Origin of the sequence: Agrobacterium sp. InxBP2 (assembly GCF_026191755.1) — a bacterium.
GTDB classification, from domain to species: Bacteria; Pseudomonadota; Alphaproteobacteria; order Rhizobiales; family Rhizobiaceae; genus Agrobacterium; species Agrobacterium pusense.
The window spans coordinates 351,227-376,757 of sequence record NZ_JAINDY010000027.1 but is presented as its reverse complement, the minus strand read 5'-3'; the positions used below and the strand labels follow the sequence as shown (position 1 = coordinate 376,757).

Here is a 25,531-nt window from a genome sequence, read left to right as displayed (position 1 = left end):
ATTCCTTGATTTATTTAGAACGAAAGACTTCGTCGCCAGCAGCGCCGCCGCCCTCGTTCAGTGAGCGGACTTATAAATCCATCACCTCAAACAAGTCAACACACCTACCGTCAAAAAACTGACATTTTTGGTAAGTTGTTGTTTTAGAATGATAGTTTCCAGAACCGGCTAAAATACCGGCCTTTGTCGGCCGATAACATGGCGTCTGGTCCTGTTTCGGGAAACATGTAATAGGATCGAGCAGGAATTTAGACCGATCAGGGCGTTTGGCGTCCTGTAAAGACAAGAATTGGAGAGCCCGTGCGCATTCTCGATGAAGCCGTCATTCCCGAGCTGCCGAATTACTACCGTGGCAAGGTGCGGGAAAATTACGACCTGCCCGACGGCAATCGCATCATCATATCCACCGATCGTCTCAGCGCCTTTGATCGTATTCTCACCTGCATACCTTATAAGGGGCAGGTTCTGACACAGACGGCCCGCTACTGGTTCGAGCTGACGAAGGACATCTGCCCCAATCATGTGCTCGAATATCCCGACCCCAATGTCGTCATCGGCAAGCGGCTCGAAATACTGCCGGTCGAAGTGGTCGTTCGCGGTTATCTGGCCGGCACGACAGGCACCTCGATCCTCACCCTTTATAAGAAGGGCGAACGGCAGATGTACGGTATGAGTCTGCCGGATGGGATGAAGGACAACCAGGTCCTGCCCGAACCGGTGATCACACCCACCAGCAAAGCCTTTGATGGCGGCCATGATGAACCTTTGACGCCTTCGGAGATCGTAGAGAAGAAACTCCTGACGCAGGAGCAATGGAACGTGCTTTCCCATTATGCGCTGGCACTGTTCAAGCGCGGGCAGGAGATTGCCGCCAGACAGGGCCTCATTCTCGTTGACACGAAATACGAATTCGGAACGGATGAAAACGGGACGATCATTCTGGCCGACGAGATACACACACCGGACAGCAGCCGCTACTGGATGGCTGACAGCTATGAGGAAAGCTTTCGAAACGGCACAAGGCCGGCAAGCTTCGACAAGGACTTTGTCAGAGCCTGGGTTGCCGAACGCTGCGACCCCTATAAGGACGACGTACCAGAAATTCCGCAGGACCTCGTCTTGCAAACCTCGAAAGTCTATATTGATGCTTACGAACGCATCACCGGACAGAGCTTCGTTCCCGACGATAGCGGCGAGACGCCGCTTGCAAGAGTACGCCGGAATCTGGAGCGGTTCTTCCCCGGAGTCTGACTGTGAACAAAATGATCGAACAGGCGAGAAAGGCCGACAGGAAGGGTGACCGTCCTGTCAGACGCCGGCCCCGCCGTTCCGCCGAGGAAACCCGGCGGGACATTCTCGCCAAGGCAGAAGAGCTTTTCCGGGAGCGCGGTTTCAATGCCGTTGCGATTGCCGATATCGCCGCGGCGCTCGGCATGTCTCCCGCCAATGTCTTCAAGAACTTCAGCTCGAAGAACGCGCTTGTCGACGCCCTTGGCTTCGAACAGATCGGCGCTTTCGAACGCCAGATCTGTCCGCTCGACAAAAGCCATGCGCCGCTTTCCAGATTGCGTCATCTGGCGCGCAACCTGATGGAGCAACACCATCAGGATCTCAATAAGAACCCCTATGTCTTCGAAATGATCCTGATGACCGCCAAGCAGGACATGAAGTGCGGAGACTATTACAAGTCTGTCATCGTGAAGCTGCTCGGCGAGATCATTCAGGATGGGATCGAAGCCGGAATCTATACCGCCACGGATGTTTCTCCTCTGGCGGAAACCGTGCTCCATGCGCTGACCAGCGTCATTCATCCCGTCCTTATTGCGCGGGAAGATATCGGCAATTTGGCAACACGTTGCGATCAACTCGTCGATTTAGTCGATGCGGGATTGCGCAATCCGCTTGCTAAGTGACGATTCCCAATTTACGTCACCTTCTCGCAGTTGCTTGCGAAGCGCAAAAGCCTGCGCTTCTATGCGCATGCGGTCCGGATAGAATACGCGAATCGGGTCCCTTCCAAGGCCTTCGCCTGTCGTATCTGTCTCCGGACGCGCATCCGCCGAGCGACATTGCGCTTATAGTTGAATGCGATCGATACGCAGGGAAGAACAATGAGCCGACGTATTTTACCCCTACTTGCTTCTCTGTGTGTGACCGCGATTCTGGCGGGCTGCAGCGATGGCGGCGAAAGCAGCCAGAACGCCGCCCAGGGCGCAGCGCGTCCGCCGTCTCCGGTCAGCGTCATTTTGATGAAGACCAGCGAATATCCGTTGACCACTGTTCTGCCCGGCCGCGCCAGCGCGTTCCAGACGGCTGAAATCCGGCCGCGGGTCACCGGCATCATCCGTGAAATTCCCTTCAAGGAAGGCAGCGAGGTGAAGCAGGGCGACGTTCTCTACCAGATCGAAGACAATACCTATCTGGCGGAAGTGGCGCAGGCCAAGGCAAACGTGGCGAAGGCGGAAGCGAGTGTCCCGAGCGCGGAGGCCAACCTTGCCCGGTACGAACGGCTGGTTAACAGCGGTGCCACCCAGATCGAATATGAAAACGCCAAGGTGACGCTGCTGCAGGCGCAGGCCGATGTGGCCCAGACCAAGGCGGCGCTGGAAACGGCGGAGATCAATCTCGATCTCACGAAGGTCCGTGCACCCTTCGACGGCATTACCAGCGCAACGGCCTTCAGCATCGGCAACGTGGTGACCGCGAACCAGACGACCGCTTTGACGACGCTTCGTCGCATCGATCCGATTTACATCGACCTGATGGAATCCAGCACCAATCTCCTGCGTCTGAAAAAGGCGATATCGTCCGGTCAGCTTGGTGGCGACACGAAAGAGACCGGCATTCATCTTACACTGGAAGATGGCACCGAATATAAGCATGACGGCAAGATCGACATGTCTGACATGGCGGTGAGCGAAACGACAGGCACCTTCTCCATCCGCGCCCTCTTCGATAATCCGGACGATCTCCTGCTTCCCGGCACCTATGTTCGCGCCACGCTGACCATCGGCAAGGAAAAGGGCTTCCGTATCCCGCAGCGCGCGGCGAGCCGAAACGCCAATGGCGAGCTGACGGCAAAATTCGTGACAGCGGAAAACAAGGTGGAAACCCGCACCTTCCCTTCCAGCCAGCAGTCGGGCAACGCCTGGCTGGTGACGGAAAACGTCAAGGATGGCGACAAGCTCATCGTCGACGGCTTCCAGTGGATCGCGGACGGCGCAACCGTGGCGCCGGTGGAAGTGACCATTGACGATCGGGGTATCGTCGTTGTGCCGCAGCAGGCTCAGCCTGCCGCCGCGCCTTCGAAATAAGCATGAGCGCGAGACCTCCGGTCGAAGCTCGTAAAAGGTAAGGCAAGGACTGCCATGGCCCATTTCTTCATCAGGCGCCCTGTTTTTGCATGGGTTATCGCCATCGTCATCATGCTGGGCGGCGCCCTTGCGATCTGGACTCTCTCCATTTCGCAATATCCCGACATTGCACCGACAACGGTCCGCGTCAGCGCGACCTACAATGGCGCCAGCGCCGAGACCGTGGAAAAATCGGTGACAACCATCATCGAGGACGGCATGACCGGCCTCGATGACCTCACCTATATGACCTCGTCGTCCTCGACCGGCAGTTCCGAAGTGACGCTGACATTCGGTAACAGCATCCTGCCTGACATCGCGCAGGTTCAGGTGCAGAACAAGCTGCAGCTTGTCCAGTCGCAATTGCCCGATACCGTGCAGCAGCGGGGTATCCAGGTCAGCCGCTCGACATCGAGCATTCTGATGGTTGGTGCACTGATCTCCACCGACGGCAAGCGCAATTCGGCCGATCTCGGCGACGTCTTCTCCTCGCGTGTCGAAGACCAGATCAAGCGCCTGGAAGGCGTGGGCAGCATCAATGTCTTCGGCTCCGAATATGCGATGCGTATCTGGCTGGATCCCTTCAAGCTCAACAAATACCAGCTGACCACCGCAGACGTCACCGGCGCCATCGAAAGCCAGAACACCCAGGTTTCGGTCGGTTCGCTCGGTGCCGTTCCCGCCGTCAAGGGTCAGCAGCTCAACGTGACGGTGACGGCGCAGAGCCAGCTCACCACTGTCGCCGACTTCGAATCGGTCATCCTGAAAGTCGAAAAGGATGGCGCAACCGTCCGCCTCAGCGATGTTGCCCGTATTGAAATCGGCCAGGAAACCTATGGCGGCGATTCCCGCTCCAATGGCCGCCCTTCGGCCGGTTTCGCGGTCAACCTTGCCACGGGTGCCAACGCGCTCGACACTGCGGCGCGTGTAAAAGCTGCCCTGACCAACGTCGAAGGTTCGCTGCCTGAAGGCGTCGCGATCGAATATCCCTATGACACGACGCCGTTCGTGAAACTGTCGATCGAAAAAGTGGTGCATACGCTGATCGAGGCGATCATCCTCGTCTTCGTCGTGCTTCTGGTGTTCCTGCAGAACCTCAGAGCCACCTTTATTCCGATGATCGCCGTGCCGGTCGTGCTTCTCGGCACCTTCGGCGTTCTCGCGCTCACCGGGTATTCCATCAATACGCTCACCATGTTCGCCATGGTTCTGGCCATCGGTCTGCTCGTTGACGACGCCATCGTCGTTGTCGAAAACGTCGAACGAATCATGTCGGAGGAGGGTTTGTCGCCGGTCGAGGCCACCGAGAAGTCGATGGGTGAGATCACCGGAGCCATCATCGGTATCGCGCTTGTGCTCACCGCCGTGTTCATTCCGATGGCCTTCTTCGGCGGATCGACGGGCATCATCTACCGCCAGTTCTCGATCACCATCGTTTCGGCCATGCTGCTTTCGGCCGTAGTCGCCATCGTGCTGACGCCGGCGCTCTGCGCCACCATGCTGAAGCCGATCGACCATCACAAGAAGCAGCGCGGGCCGGGCGCGTGGTTCAACCGCGGCTTCGGCAAGACGACGGACGGCTACGTGTCCTCCATCGGTTATCTGCTGAAGCGGCCCCTGCGCGTCATGATCATCTTCGCAATCGTCATCGGCGGCTGCGTCTGGTTCTTCAGCAAGCTCCCCAGCTCGTTCCTGCCGCAGGAAGACCAGGGCGTGCTCCTGACCATCATCCAGACGCCGACCGGTTCGAATATCGAGCGAACCAATGAGGTGGTGAAGCAGGTTGAAAACTACTTCCGCGAAAAGGAAGCCGCCAATGTCGAATCGGTTTTCGGCGTTCTCGGCTTCAGCTTCAGTGGTTCGGGCCAGAACAACGCCATCGTCTTCACCAAACTCAAGGATTTCGCCGAGCGAACGGCTCCCGACCAGCACGCGGGTGCCATCGTCCAGCGCGCCATGGGCACCTTCTTCGGTTTCCGTGATGCCCAGGTCTTCCCGCTTCTGCCGCCGGCCATTCAGGGCATGGGTACATCGAGCGGCTTCTCGATGTATCTCGTGGATAGCGGCCGCAACGGCACCGATGCCCTGACCGCTTCGTCCAAGGAACTGATTGCGCTTGCCACCGGCAATCCGAAGATCAGCTCGCTTCGAAGCGACAGCCAGGACAACGAAACCCAGATGAAGATCATCCTCGATCAGGAGAAGATGGGGGCAATGGGTGTCGATCTTTCCTCTGTCAATCTGATGCTGTCGACGATCTTCGCCGGTCGTGACGTCAATGACTTCACCCTCAACGGTGAACTCAAGCCCGTCTATGTCCAGGGCGACGCGCCTTACCGCATGCAGCCGGACGATCTCAAGTTCTGGTATGCCCGCAACACCAGCGGCGAGATGGTGCCATTCTCCTCCTTCAGCGAGGTGAAATGGATCAACGCTCCTCCGTCTCTGGCGCGCTTTAACGGCACGGGCGCCATCTCGCTCGAAGGCACTGCCGGCGCCGGCGTAGCCTCCGGTGATGCCATGGACGAGATGGAACGGCTGACGGCGAGCCTGCCGGGCGGTTACACGGTCGCGTGGCAGGGCATCTCCTATCAGGAACGCCTTTCCGGCTCACAGGCGCCGATGCTCTATGCGCTCTCGGTGCTGATCGTGTTCCTTTGCCTTGCCGCCCTTTATGAAAGCTGGTCCATCCCCTTCTCGGTCATCATGGCCGTGCCGGTGGGTGTCCTCGGCGCCTTGGCCGCGGCGCATTTCTTCGGCCAGTCGAACGACGTCTACTTCAAGGTGGGCCTGCTGACGACCATCGGCCTCGCGGCAAAGAATGCGATCCTGATCGTCGAATTCGCCAAGGAGAGACAGGAGCACGGGCTGAGTCTCATGGAAGCGACACTGGAGGCCGCGAAGCTGCGCCTGCGGCCGATCATCATGACATCGCTGGCCTTCATCCTCGGTGTTGTGCCTCTCGCAATCGCAACCGGTGCGGGTTCAGCCGCCCAAAATGCAATCGGGATTGGCGTGTTGGGTGGTATGCTTTCTGCAACACTGCTCGGAATTTTCTTCGTTCCGTCCTTTTTCGTCATCATTCGTCGCCTTTCAAGGCGTTAACAAAACAAAAATGGGCTGTGCCAACCGTTAATACGCTGCTAGAAATGTTGCCGATTTGGCAATTGCACGTTTCTACGGCAGATCGACCGCGCAGCCCATTTTTCACCAAGCCGCGCTCGGTAAGCCAACCAGAGAATTGGGAAAATTATATGCTGTCTATTCGCGCTACTCTTCCCCTGACAATGCTGCTGCTCTCAGGCTGCGTTGTCGGACCCGACCACAAGACACCGGAAATCCAATTGCCGGGAAAGTTTGCGGAAGCCGGAAAAACCAGTAACGGCGACATCAGCACCGTTGCGTGGTGGACAGCCTTCAATGACAGCCGCCTGAACGGTTACGTTGCTACCGGCCTGAAGCAGAACCTGACGGTGATGCAGGCCATAGAGCGTATCAACCAGGCTGAAGCCAACGTGATTTCAGCCGGCGCAGGCGGCCTGCCCAGCCTGACCGCCAATGGCAGCCACACGACCAGCGAAACGAAGGGCAGCTACCGCGACGTTCCTGTTACCAACGTCTCTTCCGGCAGCCTCAGCGTTTCCTGGCTGCTCGATCTCTTCGGCCGCTACCGTCGCGCCACGGAAAGCGCCAATGCATCGCTCGATGCGGCTTATTCAAGCGTCGACGTTCAGCGCCTGACGCTGATTTCCTCGGTTGCCTCGGCTTACATCGACGTACGCTATTATCAGGAGCGTCTGGCGATCGCCCGCCATAACCTGGCTTCCCGCCGTGAAACACTGGATCTGACCAAGCTTCAGCTTGAAGCCGGTGCGGCTTCGCGACTCGACGTTGTCCAGTCCGAAGGTCTGGTCAACTCCACCCTGTCCGACATACCGGGCCTCGAAACCAACTTCCGCAAGGCGGCGCACCGCATCGCCACGCTGCTCGGCTTGCCAGCTTCGTCGCTGATCGCCGAGTTGCAGAAGGGCGCGCGTCAGCCCGTGGCCCGCAGTGTGCCACGCACCGGCATTCCGGCAGATCTCATTCGCAACCGTCCGGATATCCGTGTCGCCGAGCGTGAACTTGCGGCAGCAGTGGCAAAGATCGGCGTTGCCGAATCGCAGCTTTATCCAAGCATTGAACTCGGCGGCGCCATCACCCCGAGCTACAACTTTGTCAGCGGCGGCAACAGAGGTACGGCAAACAGCTGGTCCTTCGGCCCGAGCCTTGTTCTTCCGATCCTCGATGGCGGCAGCATTCGCGCCAATATCGACCTCGCCAATTCGCAGGCGCGCGAAGAATATCTCGCATGGAAGCAGACGGTCCTCAACGCCGTGGAAGAGGTTGAAAACGCCCTTGCCGCAGTCAATCGCGACCAGCGCACCGCCGACGCATTGCGCAAGACGGTCGCTTCCTACCAGGAGGCGTTGCAGCTCTCGACCGCCAGCTACCGCGACGGTGCCTCTTCGCTGCTCGACGTTCTCGATGCGCAGCGTCAGGTGTCAGCCGCACAGGCAAGCCTTGCCACGGCGATCCAGCAGACCGCGCAGGACTATGTGTCGCTGAACGTGGCGCTGGGCGGCGGTTATGCCTTTGGCCAGACGACCGCGCCGAAGAAACCGGCAGGCCCGACCGTTACGGCGGCCAAGGGCATGTAATCAACAGCCCGAAAAGACAAAAAAGCCCGCGTCTCGACGCGGGCTTTTTGTTATTCGCGGCATGGAATAAAAAAAGCACCGGGAACCGGTGCTTTTTTGTCTACTCGATCGCCAGGATCAGTTCTTGGCGCGCTCGACGTAGGAATTGTCTTCCGTCGCGATGACCACGCGAATGCCGGCATCGATATGCGGCGGCACCATGGTGCGGATACCGTTGGAAAGAATGGCGGGCTTGTAAGAAGAAGACGCCGTCTGGCCTTTTACGACCGGCTCGGTTTCCGTGATCTCAAGCGTGACGTGGCGCGGCAGTTCGACAGCCAGCGGATTGCCTTCGTGGATGGAAAGAACGCAGGTCATGCCTTCCTGAAGATAGGCCTTCTGGTCACCCATCGTCTCCGCATCCACCACGACCTGATCGTAATTCTCAGGGTTCATGAAGTGGAAGCCTTCGCCATCTTCATAGAGAAACTGGAAGTTCAGGTCTTCAACAAAAGCACGCTCGACCTGCTCGGTGGTGCGCCAGCGCTCGGAGACCTTCACGCCATCGACGATGCGGCGCATGTCCACCTGCGTGACCGGCGTGCCCTTGCCGGGATGAAAGTTCTGCGCGGTGAGAACGACGTAAAGCTTGCCGTCCACGTCGAGAACATTGCCCTTGCGGACGGATGAGGCGATAACCTTGACCATATGACTTCCTTGTAACTCGATGAAATGCGTCGTAAAGGACTGCGCGGCAGCACCAGCCCCGGCAGACGTTTTGTCTTTTTTCTGGGGCGCAACTACCTTAAATCCGCACGGATTGCCAGCCTTCTACAGCAATTCGCGGAAGAGTACCTAGCGGTTTTCGCCCCGGAACCGCTTTAAATAACGCAACCAGGTGTTTTGCAGCCTGTTTATCCGCAATCCGGGGCGGGGCAGAAGACGGAAACGAAGAACGATGCGCGCAAGCAACGAAACAATGTCGCCATGGTGGACGCCCGATGTCCATGCCGACCGTCGCGCCTTCCTGCTTGGCCGCAACGCCGTCCAGTCGGCCTTTCGCGGCTATTTCGCCCGCGCCGATTTTCTGGAGGTCGATACCTCCACCCTGCAGATCTCGCCAGGCAACGAGGCACATCTCCACGCATTTGCCACTGAAGGCGTGACGCCGGGCGGCGACGCCGTGCCGCTTTATCTTCACACGTCTCCGGAATTCGCCTGCAAGAAGCTGCTTGCCGCGGGTGAAAAACGCATCTCCTGTTTCGCCCATGTCTACAGGAACCGGGAGCGGGGCCCGCTGCACCACCCCGAATTCACCATGCTGGAATGGTATCGCGCAGGCGAAACCTATGAGAGCCTGATGAAGGACAGCGCCACTCTTCTCGCTCTCGCGGCCGAAACCACGGGTACGAAACATTTTTCCTATCGCGGGCGCAGCGTTGATCCCTTTCTCGAGCCCGAACGCCTGAGTGTCGCTGAGGCCTTCGAACGCTATGCCGGAATCGACCTTCTGGCCACAATCAGCGGAGACGGCGAGACCGACAGCCGGCACCTTGCCGCAAGCCTCGCCAGTGCCGGCATCCGGGTGGCCGAGGATGATACCTGGGCGGATATGTTCAGCCGTGTCATCGTCGAACGGGTCGAGCCGGAACTTGGCTTCGGACGCGCAACAATTCTCGATGAATATCCGGCAAGCGAAGCAGCCCTCGCCCGCAGATCCCCGAGGGATGCGCGCGTGGCGGAACGTTTCGAGCTTTATGCCTGCGGCGTGGAACTTGCCAATGCCTTCGGTGAATTGACCGACGCTGCCGAGCAGAGGCGGCGTTTTGAAACGGAGATGGCGGAAAAGCAGCGCGTGTATGGCGAGACTTATCCGCTGGACGAGGATTTTCTGGCTGCGCTCGCCATCATGCCGCCGGCAAGCGGCATAGCCCTGGGTTTCGACCGGCTGGTGATGCTGGCCACAGGCGCACCCCGCATCGATCTCGTCATGTGGGCCCCGGTTGCGGAATACGGACGATGACAGGCTCTGATACCATCAAGACACCGGAGGCACTGCTGGAAGCAGGGCTGATCGAAGCCGGCGCACTCGACAGCCTGCGGCCGGTCACGCAGCGTTACGCACTGGCTATCACGCCAGCGATTGCCGAACTGATCGACATCGGCGATCCGAACGATCCCATCGCCCGGCAGTTCGTGCCGGATGCGGCCGAGCTTATCCATCTTGCCGAAGAGCGGGAGGATCCGATAGGCGATGACGCCCATAGCCCCGTGCATGGCATCGTTCACCGTTATCCGGACCGGGTTCTTTTAAAGGCGGTGCATATATGCCCCGTTTATTGCCGTTTCTGTTTTCGCCGTGAAATGGTCGGGCCGCAGGGTAATGGCATGATGAGCCCGCAGCAGCTGGACGCCGCATTCGACTATATAAAGGCGGACCCGGCGATCTGGGAGGTCATCCTCACCGGCGGTGATCCCTTGGTGCTCTCCCCACGGCGACTTTTCGATCTGATGCAACGCCTGAAAAAAATATCGCATGTGAAGATCGTCCGCTTCCACACCCGCGTGCCCGTAGTCGATCCCGATCGCATCGATGAAGCGATGATCGACGCGCTGAAATCCAGCGGTAAGACGACTTATGTTGCCCTGCATGCGAATCACGCGCGGGAACTCGGCGAGACCGCAAGACTAGCCTCGGCACGCCTGATTGATGCGGGGATCGCCATGGTCAGCCAGACCGTGCTTTTAAAAGGTGTCAACGACGATCCGGCGATTCTTGCCGAACTGATGCGGGCATTCGTCGAGACCCGCATCAAGCCCTATTATCTTCACCACCCCGATCTGGCGCCCGGCACCAGCCACTTCCGCCTGTCGATAGAAGAAGGGCAGCGAATCGTGTCTGCCCTGCGTGGACGCATCTCCGGTCTCTGCCAACCGACCTATGTTCTCGACATACCCGGCGGCCACGGCAAGGCGCCCATTGGCGGAAATGCGGCCGAAAAGACCCGGGACGGCCGTTTTTCAATATCTGACTTCAACGGAAACGATCATATTTATCCGCCACAGCCATCCGGACGCGATTAAAAAAGCTAAAAAAGCCCGTTGCGCCGGGCCTTTTGACGCCGGCCCCGAGCGGAAACAAAAATTTCACAATTCCGCCCCTCTCCTGTCATCATAAAGAAAAATATTCTACCTATAACAATCAGCATTGATTTTAGTGCTGGTCTGGATTATCAGTGGGGAACTGGAGAACGAGTCTCCTGATTCCGGATCAACACCAATACAGGGAGTGTGTCATGTCAAAATACAATCGCATCAACGCAATCCTTGGTCTTGAATCCTGGAATGCTGGATTTAAATCCACGTGTTCCCGCTGCTGTCGAATGTGACTTAACAGTCTCAATTTCCTGAAAATCAGTTCGACAACATGCTGTGAGAAGTAGCCACAGCGGGAGTTTATCTATGCAGAAGCAAGTTATTGAATTCGCCGGCGAGCCCGTCGGCATCGTCATCCCGGACAACGACCGGCTGAAGTTTATTGCGGTGAAGTTCCACGTTCACGATCTGGACGAGCAGAAGTTCGACAGTGCGGACGATGTGCGGATCGCGATTCGCGACCTCGTGCGTAATCGGAACCTGGCCGCGGTAGCCTGATGCGCGAAAGCCATCGCCCGCTTACAAAACCGTCAAAACCAAAGCGCGCCCCATATCGGACCCGACATTGTGGGCCGGCGGCGCGCTTTTCCTTTGGCTGACAGTCCCGCCTGCAAGACACCGCCTCCCACTTTAATAGGTCTGCCTATGCAGGTTTTTGCGAAATTCGCAAACGCGCCTAAGCCCCCACATTTCCTTGTTCCGACAAGGCGCTGAGCTGACAGGCTCCCGGAACGAGCAGAATGAGAGGCCGTCGCTGACTCTCAAGTTTGATGTCAGAAGGCGGTAAAGGTCAGCGTTGTCAGCGAACGAACGATGCCCGGAATATTGACGATGTTCTGATTGATGAATTTGCCGATATCCTCTTCCTGCGGAAGATAGATTTTCAGCAGAAGATCATATTCACCGCTGGTGGAATAAAGTTCGGAAACCAGTTCGGTTTTATAGATGGCGTCGGCGACATCATAGGTCTTGCCGGGCTCGCATTGAAGCTGAACAAAAATGGGCTTCACGGACATCTCCCGTATTGAAACTTTCAAGGCACGGCTCTGGCGCCACGCGTCACGGCGCACTATTGGCTGAGCCGCATCGTTCTTGCAAGACCGCGCAAGGGTTTAAGCAGAAAACTCGCCGGCCTCGACGCCGGTTCCACCTCCTGCCTCGGAAATGATCCAGCGCCGAAAGCTTTCAAGCGGCGCGTAACCGGCGCGATCCGGCATGCAGGCGAGATAATACGCCTCCTCGCTTTCCGCCTCACCGGCAACGGCCGCGACAAGTCGGCCGCTTCGCAACTCCTCTTCGATCATGAAAGCAGGAATGAGCGACACACCGAGACCGGCGCTCGCCGCTTCGGCGATGGTGGTGAACTGATCGAAAAGCATGCCGTGTACGTTGTCGAATACCACGCCGTGACTGCGAAACCATTGCTCCCAGGCATCGGGTCGGGTTGTCATGTGGAGTAGCGGCACATGAAGCAGATCATCAGGCGTTGAAAATCGGTGTCGCGTTTTGAAAGCGGGGCTGCATACGGCAACGATCTTTTCGTGCATCAGGAAAACAAGTTCGGTACCCGGCCAGTGCGGCAAGCCGAAATGAATCGCCGCATCGACTGTATCGGTCTTGAAATCGAAAAGCGAAGACCGCGTCAGAAGATTGACGGAAATACCCGGGTGGCGTGCGATAAAAGCGGGTAGGCGCGGCACGAGCCAGCGTGTGCCGAAGCTTGGCAGCACCCCGAGATTGAGCGTGCCGCCATCCGGATTGGCGCGTAGGTTGAGGGAAGCCGTCGATATGCGCCGCAGGGCTTCGCGTATTTCCCGGCCATAACCCTCCCCTGCCCTTGTCAACCGGATCGTCTGTCGCTCGCGAAGGAACAGCGCCACCCCGAGCTGTTCTTCGAGGGCCAGGATTTGCCGGCTGACGGCACCCTGGGTCAGGCCGAGCTCCCGAGCAGCCGCGGTAACGCTGCCGGTGCGCGAAGCGGCTTCGAATGCCGCGAGTAGCGAAAGCGACGGCAAAAAACGGCGGGGCGGCAGAACCATATTCCCTCACGGAATGAACTCTTGACGATATGTCGATATTCAACAGGCGGCGAGGCTTGTAAAGTCTTATAAACAAGGGCTTGTCACTCATACGAAAACCAAATGAACTCGCCCGGACATGGTGGAACGATGTATAATGACCCCCGCTCGCACGGCCTCTGGGAAAAGACCGCGCCTCAGCCACCCGCAACCGCTGCGTTAAATGGCTCCGTGGCTGCCGATGTCGTTATCGTCGGTGGTGGTTTTACCGGGCAATCTGCGGCGCTCCACCTTGCCGACCGGAACATAAATGTCGCCCTGCTCGAAGCCAGGGAAATCGGCTTCGGCGGCGCGGGGCGCAATGTCGGCCTTATCAATGGCGGCATGTGGGTCATGCCGAAGGAATTGCCTGGCGTGCTGGGCGAAACTTACGGCGAGCGGCTTCTCGGCCTTCTGGGCAATGCGCCACTTCTCGTGCGAGACCTGGTGGAAAAACACGCAATTCCCTGCGAGATCGAAAAAAACGGAACGCTGCATTGCGCAGTTGGTGAAAAAGGGCTCCGTGAAATCCGCGAACGCTGCGAACAATGGGCCGAAAGGGGTGCGCCCGTTCGTGTTCTCGATGCAGAGGAAACAGCCAGACGCACGGGCACGACAGCCTATTCCGGCGCACTTCTGGATGCGCGTGCAGGCACAATTCAACCGCTCGCCTATGTTCGCGGTCTCGCCGCCGCCGCGCAGAAGGCGGGCGCACGGCTGTATACGGATAGCCCCGTGGTAGCCACCGAACGCAACAGTGGACAATGGGTCGTGAAGACGCCAAACGGATCGGTAACCGCCAAATGGATCGTGGTGGCGACCGAAGCCTACAGCACGGGACCGTGGCAGGTCGTTCGCGATGAACAGATTTATCTGCCCTATTTCAACTTCGCGACCAGACCTCTCGGCGACAATCTGCAAAAAAGCATCCTCCCCGGCCGCGAGGGCTGCTGGGACACGAAGGAAATTCTCTCATCCTTCCGCATGGACAAGGCTGGCCGGCTGGTCTTCGGCAGTGTCGGGGCGCTGCGCGGCACGGGTGCCGCCATTCACCGCGCCTGGGCGAAACGGTCGCTGAAGCGGCTTTTTCCGCAGCTTGGGGATACCGAGTTCGAGTGTGAATGGTACGGTCAGATCGGTATGACCGACAATGCCGTGCCCCGCTTTCACAAATTCGCCGAAAATGTCGTCGGCTTTTCAGGCTATAATGGCCGCGGCATCGCACCGGGCACGGCCTTCGGCAAAGTCATTGCACAGCATGTTCTCGGTGAGATAACCGAGGCGGAATTGCCTTTGCCTTTAACGGAACCAAAAGCGCAGTCCTTCAGGGCTCTGAAGGAAGCCTATTACGAAGCAGGTGCACAGATAGCCCATTTCGCCGGCGAGCGTTTTTGATCCGACTTACGGTCCGACAGAAACATTGGGCCCGATATCTGATTACGACCTTTGCCGTTTCTTGTGTGCTTGCCATCCCATCGCTGTCACGGGATTTAAGTCAGCGCAAGTCGGTCTGAAAAGACACTCCCGTGACGCAGACGCTCATCCAATGCATTCCTGTGGCGAGCAGAGAACTGAGGTTGGAAGCCCCCCCAACCCCGGGAATTTTGTCATCCTTCGATATATCCTTGAAAATATAATGAATGCGCTATAGGCCTATCGATATATTCATAGGAATATCTCGTACCGGGGCATCACACCATGAGACTTTTGCGTCGCAGCTTCTTCAAAACCATCGCCACAGTGACATCCTTCTGGCTGGCGGCCTCCTTTGCAGCCGTTCCGGCCCATGCCGCCGAAAAAGTCACGGTGTTTGCCGCAGCCAGCATGAAAAACGCACTGGACGGCATCAACGCCGAGTGGGCGAAGGAAAGTGGTAATGAAGCGGCGGCTTCTTATGCCGCAAGTTCAGCGCTCGCCAAGCAGATCGAGCAGGGCGCACCAGCGGATATCTTCATTTCCGCCGACCTGGCATGGATGGATTATGTCGCTGAAAAGAAGCTGATCAACGCTGACAGCCGCTCCAATCTTCTAGGCAACCGCATCGTTCTCGTCGCTCCCGCCGACAAGGCCAAGCCGGTCGAGATCAAGCAGGGCTTTGATCTTGGGGCTCTGGTAGGTGACGGCCGCCTGGCCATGGGCGCGGTGGATTCCGTACCCGCCGGCAAATACGGCAAGGCCGCGCTGGAAAAACTCGGCGTCTGGTCGTCGGTCGAACAAAAGGTCGCCGGCGCGGAAAGCGTGCGTGCCGCCCTGCTGCTCGTCTCGCGCGGAGAGGCGCCCTATGGCATCGTCTACCAGACCGATGCGGCTGCCGATCCCGGTGTGAAGATCGTCGGCACGTTCCCTGAAGACAGCCATCCGCCGATCATCTATCCCGTGGCCATTCTTTCGGAGGCAAAATCGCCGGCGGCAAAAGCCTATCTGGATTTCCTGAAGTCCGAAAAGGCAACGCCCTTCTTCGAAAAGCAAGGCTTTACGGTTTTGAAATAAACTGCTTTCCCTGGCCCAGGGGCCGCAAGAGATGACGGTTACGGGATATGGCGTTGCATTGGTGGACACTCAGCCCTGAAGAATGGACGGCGATCAGGCTCAGCCTGTGGGTGTCCTCCGTTGCCATGCTCGCCAGCCTGCCGTTCGGCATTCTCATCGCCTTGGCGTTGGCGCGCGGCCGCTTCTGGGGCAAGTCTCTCCTCAACGGCATCGTCCACCTGCCGCTTATCCTGCCGCCCGTCGTAACCGGTTTTCTGCTGCTGGTTCTCTTCGGCCGCCGGGGCGCCATCGGACAATTTCTCGACAGCTGGTTCGGCATCGTCTTCTCCTTCCGGTGGACGGGGGCAGCTCTCGCATGCGCTGTCATGGCCTTTCCGCTGATGGTGCGCTCCATCCGCCTTTCCATCGAAGCGGTGGATCGCAAGCTGGAAGAGGCGGCGGGAACATTGGGGGCCAATCCGCTCTGGGTGTTCCTCACCGTTACCCTGCCCCTGACCCTGCCCGGCATCATCGCCGGCATGATTCTCGCTTTCGCCAAGGCCATGGGCGAATTTGGCGCGACCATCACTTTCGTTTCGAACATTCCGGGTGAAACGCAGACATTGTCCGCCGCCATCTACACCTTCACGCAGGTCCCGGGCGGCGACGCCGGTGCGCTGCGGCTTACAATCGTTTCGGTTGCGATTTCCATGCTCGCTCTGCTCGTCTCGGAATTGCTGGCCCGCGTAATCGGCAAACGGATGAGCATGGAATGACGCTTTCGGTTTCCATCCGCCACCGTCTTGGCGCCTTCGAACTTGACGCGTCATTCACGTCCGAAGGCGGAGTGACCGCGCTTTTCGGGCGCTCGGGCTCCGGCAAAACCTCAATGATACGCATCATCGCTGGCCTGCTGCGGCCGGATGATGGACAGGTTTCACTTGATGGCAAAGTGCTGACCGACAGCGGAAAACGACTGTTTCTACCGGCACATAAACGCCATTTCGGTTATGTCTTTCAGGAAGCGCGGCTCTTCCCGCATCTCAGCGTCGCCCAAAACCTGAACTATGGCAGGTGGTTCACTGCGAATAAAACCACGGGCACGGATGGGGACCATATCGTCGACATGCTCGGCATTGGCCATCTTCTGCACCGACGCCCGAACAAACTTTCCGGCGGCGAAAAGCAACGTGTGGCTATCGGCCGCGCCCTGCTTTCTTCACCCAGATTGCTGCTGATGGACGAGCCGCTCGCCTCGCTGGACGAACAGCGGAAAGCGGAGATCATTCCCTATCTCGAACGGCTGCGGGACGAGACCAAAATCCCTGTTGTCTATGTCAGCCACTCGATCCACGAGGTCGCCCGTCTGGCCGATCGCATCGTTGTTATGAAGGACGGAACGGTGGAAACGCAGGGAAAAGCCGCCGAGGTGCTGGCAAGACCCGATTTCAGCACCCATCTCGAAAGGCGCGAGGCGGGCAGCATTCTTTCCGGGCGCATTGAAAGCTTCGACGAGCGGCATGGGCTTGCCGCCGTAAAGCTAAAAACCATGCTGCTTCACGTTCCGGCAAAAAGCGGAATATGCGGCAGCCCGGTGCGCGTGCTCATACCCGCACGCGATGTAATGCTTGCAACCGTAAAACCTGAAGGCTTGAGCGCGCTCAACATTCTCAACGGCCGTGTCGCAAACGTTTCCGTGAGCGAAGACGCCATGGTCACGGTTCAGGTGGATTGCGGCGGTGACATCATCCAGTCGCGCATCACAGACCTCTCTCGCGAAAGGTTGCAGCTGGAACCCGGAAAACCGGTGCATGCAATCATAAAGTCAGCGGCTATCGATCCTTATTGAGAGCAGCGTCAGGATTGCGGTTGGCCTCCAGCCAGTCGATATCCTGATGTAGGGCTTCGTTCATCCGCGTTTGCATGTTGCGATAGCGCGCCAGCAATTCGGCGCCGAAGACGGTCAGCGCCGCCCCGCCGCCCTGTTTGCCGCCGCGCTGCGATTCGATAACCGGTTGTCGAAACATATGGTTCAGCGCATCCACCAACAGCCACGCGCGGCGATATGACATGTCCATCGCCCGCCCGGCGGCGGAAATCGAGCCGGTCTCGACAATCAGTTCCATCAATTCGATCTTGCCGTGGCCGAGGCGTTCTCCGGGCGGAAAATCAATGCGAAGGACAGGTTTCAGTGGCGGAAGAGTCTCACTCATCGGTTAAAGGCTCCGTCCATGAAGATCGCGATAGGCCGTTTGCGCTCCATCCACCGGCAAGGCCGTCGCCTCATAGACGCCACGCGCCACGGCCCGCGCCATGACAATGGTGGCAAGATGGCAAAGTTCGGCGAAATGAACGCCGCGCTCAAGCGGCTTCTCGCCCGTCGCGGCCGCGAACATGGTGTCACCGTCACTCGGCAAATGGGCGGGCAGAACGGCGCGGGCCAACCCGTCATGCGCCATGATGGAAAGGCGATGTGCCTGCGCTTTCGTAAGTGCGGCATCCGTCACCACCGTACCGATGGTCGTTGCCGTGAGATTGACCCCCTTGAGGCGCAAGGCGGTATTTTCAGGCTCAAACCGTTGCGGAAAACCGCTTCCGCCAAACTCATCCGCCACCTCAAACGGAGCCGACCAGAAATGGCGGCTCGCGCCGAGGGTTGCCGAGCCAAGCGCATTGACGGCGACAATAGCCGCCACTTTATATCCGCCGGAACTGACAGCACTTGCCGACCCCAGCCCTCCCTTGAAGGTCGCGGTCGTTGCTCCCGTCCCGGCACCGACCGTCCCGAGTTCGAAGGGCGCCGCACGCGCCGCCTTGAAAGCCGCATATCCCATGTCGCGATAGGGCGAATGCAAACCCCAGTCCTTGTCGCCGCCATTCAGAAGATCCATGAGGATCGCCTGCGGCACGATGGGTACGCGGGTGGAACCGACCTGAAGGCCGCGGCCGATCTCGCGCAGCCCGGCCTGAACGCCGCCTGCCGCATCCAGCCCAAAGGCCGAGCCGCCCGACAGCACGAAGGCATCCACGGTTTCAACCGTCATCGCCGGGTCGAGCAGGCCCGTGTCACGCCCGCCAGGCGCACCGCCCAGAACAGAACCTGAGGCAATGGCGGGCTTTTCAAAAACAATCGCCGTAACACCGGAACCGAGGGAAAGATCGGTAACATTGCCGACCGAAACGCCATCTATGTCAGTCAGAAGATTGGTGAGTGCCGCCATGTTTTTTCCCTTTTCTCCCGGTATCCCGCCACCATCAGGCACTGTCAACGCAAAACGTGACACGCCTGAGGTCGGCGACGAGCCGCGATCAGGAAAAAGCCGCAGTCCCGATCACCGGCGTCGAGGGAACGGCCATGTCCCGCGGCTCCAGCGGTCCGGAAAGATATGCCTGATGGCCGGCTTCTATCGCCCGAGCGAAAGCTTCGGCCATGCCGGCCGGGTCCCCCGCCCCCGCCACCGCCGTGTTGAGCAGAACGGCATCGTATCCAAGCTCCATTACGGTGACTGCATGCGACGGGCGGCCAATACCGGCATCAACAATCAAAGGTGTGTCGGGGAAACGCGCCCGCATGGATTTCAGCGCCGCCAGATTGAGCGGTCCCATGGCGCTACCAATCGGTGCGCACCACGGCATCAAAACCTTGCAGCCCGCCTCCAGCAGCTTCTCGGCGACGACCAGATCGTCGGTCGTATAGGGAAAGACCTCAAAACCATCGTCGCAGAGGATTTTCGCGGCTTCCACAAGTGCAAAGACATCGGGCTGCAGCGTATCGTGATGGCCGATGACCTCCAGCTTGATCCAGTTGGTGCGAAACACCTCGCGCGCCATCTTTGCCGTCAGCACAGCTTCCTTGGCGGTGAGGCAGCCAGCCGTATTCGGCAGGACGTTTCGATCCAGTTCGCGGATCAGTTCGAAAAACTGCCCGCCTTTCCTGCCGCCCGCCATTTCCCGGCGCAGCGAAATCGTCAGAATATCCGTGTTGCTGGCCCGGACCGCATCCGCGAGCACGGCGGGGGATGGGTACCGCGCCGTACCAAGGAGAAGACGGGACGAGATTTCACGGCCATAAAGCATCAGCATGCCTCAGCCTCCCTGCATCGGCGAGAGAATTTCGACGCGGTCAAAATCCTTCAGTTGATAATCGGCGCGCTCTTCCGAATGCACCAGTTCGCCATTCACCGCCGTCGCCAGCCAATCGCCTTCGTATTCGAGGCTGGCAAGCAGGCCGGCCAGCGTCTCGGCGGCGAGATCAAGCTCGTCGCCATTGACAAGAAGTTTCATGATCCTGTTCCTTTTGAGAGAGTTTGGCGAATGATGTCAGCCGCCTGTCGCGCCATGGCCGGAGAAAGCAGAAAGCCGTGCCGGTGCGCGCCGTTGATGAAAATGGTCCGGCAGTCCTGCATGACCTTGGGGAGATTGTCGGGATAAGCAGGACGCACACCCGTGCCGGATTCGATGATCCGAGCTTCCGCAAAAGCCGGATGCACGGCATAGGCGGCATTCAGGAACTCCATCATCGAACGGACGGAAATGGCCCCGGCATCCTCCGTCTCGATCATCGTCGCGCCCACCATGAAGCGGCCAGACTCGCGCGGGACGATGTAAAGCGGAATGCGCGGATGCAACAGCCGGACGGGACGGGAGAGGGATAGCTCCGAGGTAGCGAGGTAGAGCATCTCTCCACGCACGCCGCGTAGGTTGGAAATTTCTCCCACTGCCGCAGCTCCGGTGCAGTCCACCACCCGGTCGAACAATCGTTCATCGACAGGGATGCCCATGTGGAACCGCACACCCATGGTAGAAAGCCGCTCATGCAGCGATTTCAGCGCGAGACGCGGATCGAGATGCCCCTCGCCCGGGAAATAAAGCCCGGAGCGGAAGCGACCCGCAAGATCGGACTCCAGAGCGGCGATCTCGCCCTCATCCACCCAGCGATAACCGGTGGTCCGCGATGCGAAACGCGTAAGCTCTGCCCTGTCGCGTACTGGCGCAACGACCAGCGTGCCATTGCGAACCACAAGGCCGGGAGTTGCCTCGTCCCACCAGTCAAGCGCCACCTTGCCAAGCGTCAGGACCGCTTCCTCCGCATTTTCGCGCTCGCACCAGGGAGCCAGCATGCCGCCGGCATAAAACGACGCTCCACGAGAAGGCTCGGCATTGCGCTCCGACACCTCGACAACAACGCCCCTCCGCGCCAGTTCGAAGGCCGCCGTCAAACCGGCGACCCCCGTTCCCTTGACAAGGACGTGCATTTTATTCGGCATTCGCAGGCGTCGGAAGCGGCATGTAAAGCTCACCGCCGTCCTTGAAGCGCGCGGCCATGGCCTCAAGCCCCTCCTTCTGCGCCTCGGCGCGGATATCGTGGGAAATCCGCATCGAGCAGAATTTCGGTCCGCACATGGAGCAGAAATGCGCAACCTTGTGCGCCTCCTTCGGCAGCGTCTCGTCATGGAAGGACCGAGCCGTATCGGGATCGAGCGACAGGTTGAACTGATCCTCCCAGCGGAACTCGAACCTTGCACGTGACAACGCGTCGTCCCGCACTTTCGCGGCCGGATGACCCTTGGCAAGATCGGCGGCGTGAGCGGCGATCTTGTAGGTAATGACACCCACCTTCACGTCATTACGATCCGGCAGACCGAGGTGTTCCTTCGGCGTAACGTAGCAGAGCATGGCGGTCCCGAACCAGCCGATCATTGCAGCACCAATGCCGGACGTGATGTGGTCGTAACCGGGCGCAATGTCCGTGGTCAGCGGCCCAAGCGTATAGAAGGGCGCTTCGCCGCAGGTCTTCAACTGCTTGTCCATATTCTCCTTGATCTTGTGCATCGGCACGTGGCCGGGGCCTTCGATCATCACCTGGCAATCCTTTGCCCAGGCGATCTGCGTCAACTCGCCCAGCGTTTCCAGCTCCGCAAACTGCGCCGCATCATTGGCGTCAGCGATCGAGCCGGGACGCAGGCCATCGCCCAGCGAGAAGGAGACGTCGTAAGCGCGGCAGATGTCGCAAATCTCGTCGAAATGCTCATAGAGGAAACTTTCCTTGTGGTGATGCAGACACCACTTGGCCATGATCGAGCCGCCGCGTGAGACGATGCCGGTGACGCGGTTGACGGTGAGCGGGATGTAATGCAGCCTGACGCCGGCATGGATGGTGAAATAATCCACACCCTGCTCCGCCTGCTCGATCAGCGTATCGCGGAACACTTCCCAATTGAGGTCTTCGGCAATGCCATTGACCTTCTCCAGCGCCTGATAAAGCGGCACCGTGCCGATCGGCACCGGCGAATTGCGGATGATCCATTCGCGGATATTGTGGATGTTGCGGCCAGTCGACAGGTCCATGACGGTATCCGCACCCCAGCGGATGGCCCAAACCATCTTCTCAACCTCTTCCGCCATGGAGGAGGTGACGGCGGAATTGCCGATATTGGCATTGATCTTGACGAGAAAATTGCGGCCGATGATCATCGGCTCAAGTTCAGGGTGGTTGATATTGGCTGGAATGATGGCGCGGCCCGACGCCACTTCCTGACGCACAAATTCCGCCGTGACATAATCAGGAATATGCGCGCCGAAACTCTCACCGTCACGCACGAGCTTCTCCTTCGCTGCCTCGCGCCCGAGATTTTCGCGAATGGCGATGAATTCCATTTCCGGCGTGATAATGCCGGCCCTAGCATAGGCAAGTTGCGTCACCGCCTTGCCCGCCGTCGCTTTCAGCGGCTGATGACGCACGCCAAATTCAGGCGTCAGGCGCTCACCGGTGGCGAAACCATTATCTTCCGGTTTGACGTGCCGTCCCTCGTAAGCCTCGACATCACCGCGCGCGACGATCCAGTCATGACGCAGACGCGGCAGACCTTTTTCGATCAGGACCGGATGGTTGGGGTCGGTATAGGGACCTGAGGAATCATAAACCGTGACCGGCGGCTCGCCCGCCGTCGGGTGCACTGCGATCTCGCGCATCGGTACGCGGATATGCGGATGCAAAACGCCCGGCTTATGGATTTTCGTGGAGGCGGCATGCGGGCCGGTTGTAACGACGAGCGGTATAGTCTTGGCAGCGATATTCATCTTGAGGCTCCAAAGTTTAACAGTGGAGACCCAGTTCGAGCCGGAATGATGGAAAATACCTGTGTGCCGAAACGCGGCGCCATGCGCCGCCCGACATCAGGTCTTTGCACCGTCCCTACGCCAGTATGAACTGGATCAGGTTCAACGGGTCACTGCGCATGAAAGCAGAATCTCAGCCCCTTGACGGGACACCCCTGGTGAATGGCCCCAGCAAAAAACACCCTCAGGCTTTTGTCAAGACCGGCGATCCATGCTTGGCAAAGGTGCGGGAATGGCGCATGCTGCCGTTAGTTGTAATTAACCTAACGGTTTAGGCGAATATTATCGTTTGCAACGTAACCATAAGCACAAACCATCCTGATGTGAAATTCATGGGAGATACGTCGGAATGAATGCGACTATACGTGAAATACTGGCAAAATTCGGCCAGCTTCCAACCCCCGTCGATACGATTGCAGATGAAGCCGATCTTTACGCGGCGGGCCTTTCTTCCTTTGCATCGGTGCAATTGATGCTCGGCATCGAAGAAGCATTCGATATCGAATTCCCGGACAATCTGCTGAACCGCAAGTCTTTCGCCAGCATCAAGGCCATTGAAGACACTGTTAAACTCATTCTCGATGGTAAAGAGGCAGCCTGATGAACGTCACCGTCGCGCCGCAGGATGAAACGCTGTCCGCGCGCGCGGGCCGTGTTGCGGCAATTGCCGCCAAATATGCGGATGAGGTGGATGTCACCGGCCGCTTTCCGCAGGAAGCCGTTGATGCACTGAGGCAGGAACGTCTGCTCGGCATACAGGTCCCCTCACTGCTGGGCGGCGAAGGCGCCTCCCTTCAGGAAATCGCCGATATCTGCGCCCGGCTTGGGCAGGCCTGTTCGGCAACGGCGATGATTTTCGCCATGCACCACATCAAACTGTCGAGCCTTGTGGAACATGGAGAGGCGAGCGCATGGCACGCGGACTTCATGCGCCGCGTCGCCGGCGAACAGCTTCTGCTCGGTTCCGCCACCACCGAAGGCGGCATCGGCGGCAATCTGCGTAACTCCATCTGCGCAATAGAAGTCGAAGGTGATAGCTGCCGGCTGGAGAAGGACGCCACGGTCATTTCTTATGGCAGCAACGCCGATGCGATCCTGATTACGTCGCGCGCCCACAAGGATGCCGCGCCCGCCGATCAGGTGATGACCGTCTTCCTGAAAAACCAGTATACGCTTGAGAAGACCCATGTCTGGGATACGCTCGGCATGCGTGGCACCTGTTCGGACGGCTTCCTGTTCCGCGGCGAAGCGCCGGCGGCGCAGATTTTCCCAAAGCCTTTCGCAGAAATCGCTGCGCAATCCATGCTTGCAAGCTCGCATCTGCTGTGGAGCGCCGTCTGGTATGGTATCGCGTCGGATGCGGTGCTGCGCGCCCAATCTTTTGTCAGAGCTGCGGCCCGCAAGTCGCCCGGAACGGCTCCTCCCGGCGCGATCCGCCTTGCCGAGGTTTCCACCAAGCTGCAGGTGGTGAAATCCAACATCATAGCCGGCATCAAGGCCTACGAGGACACCAAGAGCGATCCGGAAAAATTGATGTCGATGGCCTTTGCCGTTGCCATGAACAATGTGAAAATCTGCTCTTCGGAAACCATTCTCGAGATCATCGACCACGCCATGCTGGTCTGCGGCATCATGGGCTACAAGAATGGCACGCCCTACAGCCTCGGCCGGCATCTGCGCGACGCGCACTCCGCCCGTCTGATGATTTCCAACGACCGTATTCTCGGCAATTCCGCCAATCTCCTGCTGGTTCACAGGCAGGACACCAGCCTCTTGGGATAAGACCATGGACATGCAAACATCGTTCCTCGATCGACTGTTCGAAGAAGGCCTGCTGATTGAAACGGGTGTGGACGGTCTTTATGGACGCAGCGGCCAGTTCGAGGACGTGATTGCCGCCTTCGAGCGGCTGATCGACCGCACCGGTGGCGCCGATGGCGCTGAAGCGATCCGTTTCCCGCCCGGCATCAACCGCGCCTATTTCGAAAAAAGCGGTTACATGAAGAGCTTCCCGCAGCTCGCCGGCACAGTCCATTCCTTTTGCGGCTGCGAACTGGACCATATCAGCCTGCTGAAGACCATGGATGAGGGCGGCGACTGGACCAAGGACCAGAAAGCAACCGATATCGTACTGACGCCAGCGGCCTGCTACCCGCTTTATCCAACGATCGCCAAGCGTGGCGCGCTGCCTGCCGGCGGCGGTCTCTATGACATCCAGTCCTATTGCTTCCGCCACGAGCCCTCCAAGGATCCGGCCCGCCAGCAGCTTTTCCGCATGCGCGAATATGTCTGCATGGGCACCGAGGCCAACGTCACCGAATTCCGCCAGACCTGGATGGATCGCGGCGTCGAGATGATGAAAGCGGTCGGGCTCGACGTCACCATCGATGTCGCCAACGATCCATTCTTCGGCCGCGCGGGCAAGATGCTCGCCAACAACCAGCGCGATCAGAACCTGAAATTCGAACTGTTGATCCCGGTCACGTCAACGACCAGCCCGACAGCCTGCATGAGCTTTAACTACCATCAGGACGCCTTCGGCCAGAAATGGGGTCTGAACCTCGATAATGGCGATGTCGCCCACACCGCCTGCGTCGGTTTCGGCCTTGAACGCATCGCGCTGGCACTGTTTGCCCATCACGGTCTCGAGGTGAAGAAATGGCCTACAAAAGTCGTGGAAACACTCTGGGGCTGATTA

23 protein-coding genes, 1 pseudogene and 1 riboswitch are annotated in these 25,531 nt (G+C 58.7%); of the genes and pseudogenes, 15 read left to right on the top strand and 9 right to left on the bottom strand.

The annotated features are described in order from the left end of the window. Nucleotides 1-300: 300 nt before the first annotated feature. From K7A42_RS11360 to K7A42_RS11340, 5 genes are all read left to right on the top strand, one after another. Nucleotides 301-1,251 (top strand): phosphoribosylaminoimidazolesuccinocarboxamide synthase, encoded by a 951-nt coding sequence (locus K7A42_RS11360; protein ID WP_004443593.1) that lies wholly within the window; start codon nt 301-303, stop codon nt 1,249-1,251. 2 nt (nt 1,252-1,253) lie between these two features. Beyond that, nucleotides 1,254-1,913, top strand: a complete 660-nt coding sequence (locus K7A42_RS11355; protein ID WP_006699120.1) for a TetR/AcrR family transcriptional regulator — start codon at nt 1,254-1,256, stop codon at nt 1,911-1,913. Between the two features lie 198 nt (nt 1,914-2,111). After that, a complete protein-coding gene (locus tag K7A42_RS11350; RefSeq protein ID WP_006699119.1) occupies nt 2,112-3,314 on the top strand; it encodes an efflux RND transporter periplasmic adaptor subunit in 1,203 nt (400 codons plus the stop codon). A 54-nt stretch (nt 3,315-3,368) separates the two neighbouring features. Further along, nucleotides 3,369-6,458 carry an efflux RND transporter permease subunit gene (locus tag K7A42_RS11345; protein ID WP_004443603.1) on the top strand — a complete coding sequence of 1,030 codons (3,090 nt, stop codon included), beginning with the start codon at nt 3,369-3,371 and terminating at the stop codon, nt 6,456-6,458. Between the two features lie 149 nt (nt 6,459-6,607). After that, nucleotides 6,608-8,053: an efflux transporter outer membrane subunit gene (locus K7A42_RS11340; RefSeq protein ID WP_022556884.1), complete on the top strand. Its 1,446-nt coding sequence runs from the start codon at nt 6,608-6,610 to the stop codon at nt 8,051-8,053. Nucleotides 8,054-8,170: 117 nt separating this feature from the next. On the opposite strand, the gene efp is transcribed toward K7A42_RS11340, so the two are convergent. Next, nucleotides 8,171-8,740: an elongation factor P gene (efp, locus tag K7A42_RS11335; RefSeq protein WP_004443607.1), complete on the bottom strand. Its 570-nt coding sequence runs from the start codon at nt 8,738-8,740 to the stop codon at nt 8,171-8,173. Between the two features lie 250 nt (nt 8,741-8,990). Between efp and epmA the strand changes: the two genes are divergently transcribed. From epmA to K7A42_RS11320, 3 genes are all read left to right on the top strand, one after another. Next, nucleotides 8,991-10,055 carry an EF-P lysine aminoacylase EpmA gene (gene epmA, locus K7A42_RS11330; RefSeq protein ID WP_072495097.1) on the top strand — a complete coding sequence of 355 codons (1,065 nt, stop codon included), beginning with the start codon at nt 8,991-8,993 and terminating at the stop codon, nt 10,053-10,055. Further along, the gene (locus tag K7A42_RS11325; protein WP_174150002.1) at nt 10,052-11,116 is read left to right on the top strand and encodes a lysine-2,3-aminomutase-like protein; all 1,065 of its coding nucleotides are present in this window, start codon (nt 10,052-10,054) and stop codon (nt 11,114-11,116) included. The genes epmA and K7A42_RS11325 overlap by 4 nt, the downstream gene beginning before the upstream one ends. A 378-nt stretch (nt 11,117-11,494) precedes the next feature. Continuing rightward, complete coding sequence (locus tag K7A42_RS11320; protein WP_003492264.1) at nt 11,495-11,686, top strand: hypothetical protein; 192 nt, start codon at nt 11,495-11,497, stop codon at nt 11,684-11,686. 275 nt (nt 11,687-11,961) lie between these two features. Here the strand turns inward: K7A42_RS11320 and K7A42_RS11315 are convergent, their stop codons facing one another. After that, nucleotides 11,962-12,198: an Lrp/AsnC ligand binding domain-containing protein gene (locus tag K7A42_RS11315; protein WP_003521320.1), complete on the bottom strand. Its 237-nt coding sequence runs from the start codon at nt 12,196-12,198 to the stop codon at nt 11,962-11,964. Between the two features lie 102 nt (nt 12,199-12,300). Then, nucleotides 12,301-13,227, bottom strand: coding sequence for a LysR family transcriptional regulator (locus K7A42_RS11310; RefSeq protein WP_174150001.1), 927 nt, complete (start codon nt 13,225-13,227; stop codon nt 12,301-12,303). A gap of 129 nt (nt 13,228-13,356) precedes the next feature. Here K7A42_RS11310 and K7A42_RS11305 point away from each other — a divergent pair, with 129 nt between their 5' ends. From K7A42_RS11305 to modC, 4 genes are all read left to right on the top strand, one after another. Continuing rightward, nucleotides 13,357-14,640 (top strand): NAD(P)/FAD-dependent oxidoreductase, encoded by a 1,284-nt coding sequence (locus tag K7A42_RS11305; RefSeq protein WP_282455180.1) that lies wholly within the window; start codon nt 13,357-13,359, stop codon nt 14,638-14,640. A gap of 303 nt (nt 14,641-14,943) precedes the next feature. Continuing rightward, nucleotides 14,944-15,735 carry a molybdate ABC transporter substrate-binding protein gene (gene modA / locus K7A42_RS11300; RefSeq protein WP_282455174.1) on the top strand — a complete coding sequence of 264 codons (792 nt, stop codon included), beginning with the start codon at nt 14,944-14,946 and terminating at the stop codon, nt 15,733-15,735. A 47-nt stretch (nt 15,736-15,782) separates the two neighbouring features. After that, on the top strand, nt 15,783-16,490 hold the full coding sequence (modB, locus tag K7A42_RS11295) for a molybdate ABC transporter permease subunit (protein WP_004443624.1): 708 nt from the start codon (nt 15,783-15,785) through the stop codon (nt 16,488-16,490). Then, on the top strand, nt 16,487-17,563 hold the full coding sequence (modC, locus tag K7A42_RS11290; protein WP_077987033.1) for a molybdenum ABC transporter ATP-binding protein: 1,077 nt from the start codon (nt 16,487-16,489) through the stop codon (nt 17,561-17,563). The genes modB and modC overlap by 4 nt, the downstream gene beginning before the upstream one ends. Here the strand turns inward: modC and K7A42_RS11285 are convergent. From K7A42_RS11285 to thiC, 6 genes and pseudogenes are all read right to left on the bottom strand, one after another. Beyond that, entirely contained in the window at nt 17,547-17,927 is a 381-nt protein-coding gene (locus K7A42_RS11285) for a winged helix-turn-helix domain-containing protein (protein ID WP_153776775.1), read from the bottom strand. The two genes, modC and K7A42_RS11285, sit on opposite strands and share 17 nt — an antisense overlap. Nucleotides 17,928-17,930: 3 nt before the next feature. After that, entirely contained in the window at nt 17,931-18,935 is a 1,005-nt protein-coding gene (locus K7A42_RS11280; RefSeq protein ID WP_153776776.1) for a P1 family peptidase, read from the bottom strand. A gap of 88 nt (nt 18,936-19,023) precedes the next feature. After that, a complete protein-coding gene (locus tag K7A42_RS11275; RefSeq protein ID WP_153776777.1) occupies nt 19,024-19,797 on the bottom strand; it encodes a thiazole synthase in 774 nt (257 codons plus the stop codon). 3 nt (nt 19,798-19,800) lie between these two features. Next, entirely contained in the window at nt 19,801-19,998 is a 198-nt protein-coding gene (gene thiS / locus K7A42_RS11270; protein WP_004443639.1) for a sulfur carrier protein ThiS, read from the bottom strand. Next, nucleotides 19,967-20,969, bottom strand: a pseudogene (thiO, locus tag K7A42_RS11265) (glycine oxidase ThiO). Before thiO ends, thiS begins: the two are co-directional and overlap by 32 nt. A 1-nt stretch (nt 20,970) precedes the next feature. Next, nucleotides 20,971-22,794: a phosphomethylpyrimidine synthase ThiC gene (thiC, locus tag K7A42_RS11260; RefSeq protein WP_282455172.1), complete on the bottom strand. Its 1,824-nt coding sequence runs from the start codon at nt 22,792-22,794 to the stop codon at nt 20,971-20,973. 94 nt (nt 22,795-22,888) lie between these two features. Next, nucleotides 22,889-23,000, bottom strand: a riboswitch (TPP riboswitch). A 182-nt stretch (nt 23,001-23,182) separates the two neighbouring features. On the opposite strand from thiC, the gene K7A42_RS11255 reads away from it, so the two are divergent. Genes K7A42_RS11255 through K7A42_RS11245 form a run of 3 tightly spaced genes read left to right on the top strand, consistent with a single transcriptional unit; the run spans nt 23,183 to nt 25,528 of the window. Then, entirely contained in the window at nt 23,183-23,434 is a 252-nt protein-coding gene (locus tag K7A42_RS11255; protein ID WP_003504852.1) for an acyl carrier protein, read from the top strand. Further along, the gene (locus K7A42_RS11250; protein WP_037090281.1) at nt 23,434-24,615 is read left to right on the top strand and encodes an acyl-CoA dehydrogenase family protein; all 1,182 of its coding nucleotides are present in this window, start codon (nt 23,434-23,436) and stop codon (nt 24,613-24,615) included. Before K7A42_RS11255 ends, K7A42_RS11250 begins: the two co-directional genes overlap by 1 nt. A gap of 4 nt (nt 24,616-24,619) precedes the next feature. Further along, on the top strand, nt 24,620-25,528 hold the full coding sequence (locus K7A42_RS11245) for an amino acid--[acyl-carrier-protein] ligase (RefSeq protein ID WP_282455171.1): 909 nt from the start codon (nt 24,620-24,622) through the stop codon (nt 25,526-25,528). Nucleotides 25,529-25,531 lie beyond the last annotated feature (3 nt).

Excerpts from the sequence above, each read along its gene's own strand:
- K7A42_RS11350 (WP_006699119.1), top strand. The coding sequence starts at position 2,112 with ATGAGCCGACGTATTTTACCCCTACTTGCTTCTCTGTGTGTGACCGCG.
- K7A42_RS11345 (WP_004443603.1), top strand. The coding sequence starts at position 3,369 with ATGGCCCATTTCTTCATCAGGCGCCCTGTTTTTGCATGGGTTATCGCC.
- K7A42_RS11340 (WP_022556884.1), top strand. The coding sequence starts at position 6,608 with ATGCTGTCTATTCGCGCTACTCTTCCCCTGACAATGCTGCTGCTCTCA.
- efp (WP_004443607.1), bottom strand. The coding sequence starts at position 8,740 with ATGGTCAAGGTTATCGCCTCATCCGTCCGCAAGGGCAATGTTCTCGAC.
- epmA (WP_072495097.1), top strand. The coding sequence starts at position 8,991 with ATGCGCGCAAGCAACGAAACAATGTCGCCATGGTGGACGCCCGATGTC.
- K7A42_RS11325 (WP_174150002.1), top strand. The coding sequence starts at position 10,052 with ATGACAGGCTCTGATACCATCAAGACACCGGAGGCACTGCTGGAAGCA.
- K7A42_RS11320 (WP_003492264.1), top strand. The coding sequence starts at position 11,495 with ATGCAGAAGCAAGTTATTGAATTCGCCGGCGAGCCCGTCGGCATCGTC.
- K7A42_RS11310 (WP_174150001.1), bottom strand. The coding sequence starts at position 13,227 with ATGGTTCTGCCGCCCCGCCGTTTTTTGCCGTCGCTTTCGCTACTCGCG.
- K7A42_RS11305 (WP_282455180.1), top strand. The coding sequence starts at position 13,357 with ATGTATAATGACCCCCGCTCGCACGGCCTCTGGGAAAAGACCGCGCCT.
- modA (WP_282455174.1), top strand. The coding sequence starts at position 14,944 with ATGAGACTTTTGCGTCGCAGCTTCTTCAAAACCATCGCCACAGTGACA.
- modB (WP_004443624.1), top strand. The coding sequence starts at position 15,783 with ATGGCGTTGCATTGGTGGACACTCAGCCCTGAAGAATGGACGGCGATC.
- modC (WP_077987033.1), top strand. The coding sequence starts at position 16,487 with ATGACGCTTTCGGTTTCCATCCGCCACCGTCTTGGCGCCTTCGAACTT.
- K7A42_RS11285 (WP_153776775.1), bottom strand. The coding sequence starts at position 17,927 with ATGAGTGAGACTCTTCCGCCACTGAAACCTGTCCTTCGCATTGATTTT.
- K7A42_RS11280 (WP_153776776.1), bottom strand. The coding sequence starts at position 18,935 with ATGGCGGCACTCACCAATCTTCTGACTGACATAGATGGCGTTTCGGTC.
- K7A42_RS11275 (WP_153776777.1), bottom strand. The coding sequence starts at position 19,797 with ATGCTGATGCTTTATGGCCGTGAAATCTCGTCCCGTCTTCTCCTTGGT.
- thiS (WP_004443639.1), bottom strand. The coding sequence starts at position 19,998 with ATGAAACTTCTTGTCAATGGCGACGAGCTTGATCTCGCCGCCGAGACG.
- thiC (WP_282455172.1), bottom strand. The coding sequence starts at position 22,794 with ATGAATATCGCTGCCAAGACTATACCGCTCGTCGTTACAACCGGCCCG.
- K7A42_RS11255 (WP_003504852.1), top strand. The coding sequence starts at position 23,183 with ATGAATGCGACTATACGTGAAATACTGGCAAAATTCGGCCAGCTTCCA.
- K7A42_RS11250 (WP_037090281.1), top strand. The coding sequence starts at position 23,434 with ATGAACGTCACCGTCGCGCCGCAGGATGAAACGCTGTCCGCGCGCGCG.
- K7A42_RS11245 (WP_282455171.1), top strand. The coding sequence starts at position 24,620 with ATGGACATGCAAACATCGTTCCTCGATCGACTGTTCGAAGAAGGCCTG.